Genomic DNA, 1,612 nt, shown 5'->3' with positions numbered 1-1,612 from the left:
CAGTTTGGGCTTGGTGGGGTGGCCGGTAAGGCTGGCGTTTGCGGGGGCGCACGGGTGCTCTGGCCGCGGAGAGCGGTGGGTCTGTATCGGCGGTGGTCGGTTCTGTTTGCGGGAAGGTTTGGCGGGGCGCTCAAGCGGCTTGGGCGGAGAGGCGGGCGTAGGCGATGGCCCATTCGCGCTGGAACGGGCAGGCCGAGGCCATGGCGATCTTGATGCGTCGCACGGAGGTTCTGACCAGCGCGCCGATCTTGAAGAGCTTCAGGCGCAGTGAGCCGCAGGTGGCGTTCTGGAGCTGGGTGTGGTGCAGGCCGATGCGGCGCAGGGCACAGGTGAGCTCATAAGCCATGGAGGCGAACCACAGGCGCAGCTGATTGGCTCTCATGGTGGCTGCGGAGGTGCGGTCGGCGAACAGGTCGAGCTGGCATTCCTTGATGCGGTTCTCCATCTCGCCCCTGGCGCAGTAGAGCTCCTCGTAGAGGCTCTGGGCCGGCCAGGCCTCGGCGGTGAGCGAGGTGACCACGAAGCGCGGGTTGGCCTCGCCCTGGGTGACCTCGGCCTTGCCGATGACGCGGCGGGCGCGGCTCCAGGCCTTCTTGCGGGGCCGATAGCTGAAGTCCTTGAAGCGCCGTGCGGGCCGGCCGTCGTCGGCCTGGGAGGCGGCCGTGGCTTGGTCCAGTTCGGCGGCGATCTCGGCGGTGAGCCGCACATTGCCCTGCAGGCCGAAGAGATAGTCGACGCGGCTTTCCTCGCACCAGGCCATCAAGGCCTCACGAGCGAAGCCTGAGTCGCCGCGCAGGACGACCCTCACCTTCGGCCAGCGCGAGCGGATCTGGCCGATGATGCGCGCCATCTCCGCCACCGAGCCGTCGGCGGCGTCGCGGTCGCTGGTCCGCAGCTTGGCCGCCAGCAGATGGCGGCCGCAGAAGATGTAGAGCGGCAGATAGCAGAAGCTGTCGTAATAGCCGTGGAAGAAGCGCCCCTCCTGCATCCCGTGCAGCGGATCGTCGGTGGCGTCCAGGTCGATGACGATCTGATCGGGCGCGGCCCGATGCGCCTCCAGGAAGAGGTCCACGAACAGGGCTTCGATCGGCTCGGCCTCGTAGCTGATCTTCTTGTAGCGCGAGGGCGCAGGAAGGCTCAGCTCCAGCCGGTTCAACGTGCTTTTGCCGGCCACCGGCGCGCACTTCTTCTGCCGAACCGGCTTCAGCTTGCCGGCCAGCACCGCCATCACCGGATCGTGGCGTAACTGGTCATGATCGTTCAGGTCCTCATAGCCCAGCGCAATGGCGAACACCCGCTGGCCCACCAGCGTCCTGACCTGATGCTCGATCAGCGCCGGGTTGCGCGCGTCCGCAAAGCAGCCGGCGAAGCGGCCCACCAGCCCGATCGCCCGATCGGCCAAGCCCAGCAGCAGCGCCCCGGCGTCCGAGGTGATCTTCCCACCATCGAAGGCCGCCACCACCGCCCGTCTTTCGACAGGTGCAAACTCGAACAGGTCCGCGCTACACTCTGTCGGCATCGGGGAACACCTCTGCTGAAGGGTAAGTCTTTGTTGCAGAAGTATTTTCCCAGATTCAGAGCCCCGATGCACCCCCCATCGGTGAGATATCCG

1 protein-coding gene is annotated in these 1,612 nt (G+C 66.7%); it reads right to left on the bottom strand.

The features are described 5' to 3' along the window. Positions 1-130: 130 nt before the first annotated feature. Positions 131-1,519: an IS1380 family transposase gene (locus AAHM41_RS40135; RefSeq protein ID WP_342242245.1), complete on the bottom strand. Its 1,389-nt coding sequence runs from the start codon at positions 1,517-1,519 to the stop codon at positions 131-133. Positions 1,520-1,612 lie beyond the last annotated feature (93 nt).

It is taken from the genome of Inquilinus sp. OTU3971, assembly GCF_038440215.1.
This window is presented reverse-complemented; position numbering and strand designations above follow the sequence as displayed.

Excerpts from the sequence above, each read along its gene's own strand:
- AAHM41_RS40135 (WP_342242245.1), bottom strand. The coding sequence starts at position 1,519 with ATGCCGACAGAGTGTAGCGCGGACCTGTTCGAGTTTGCACCTGTCGAA.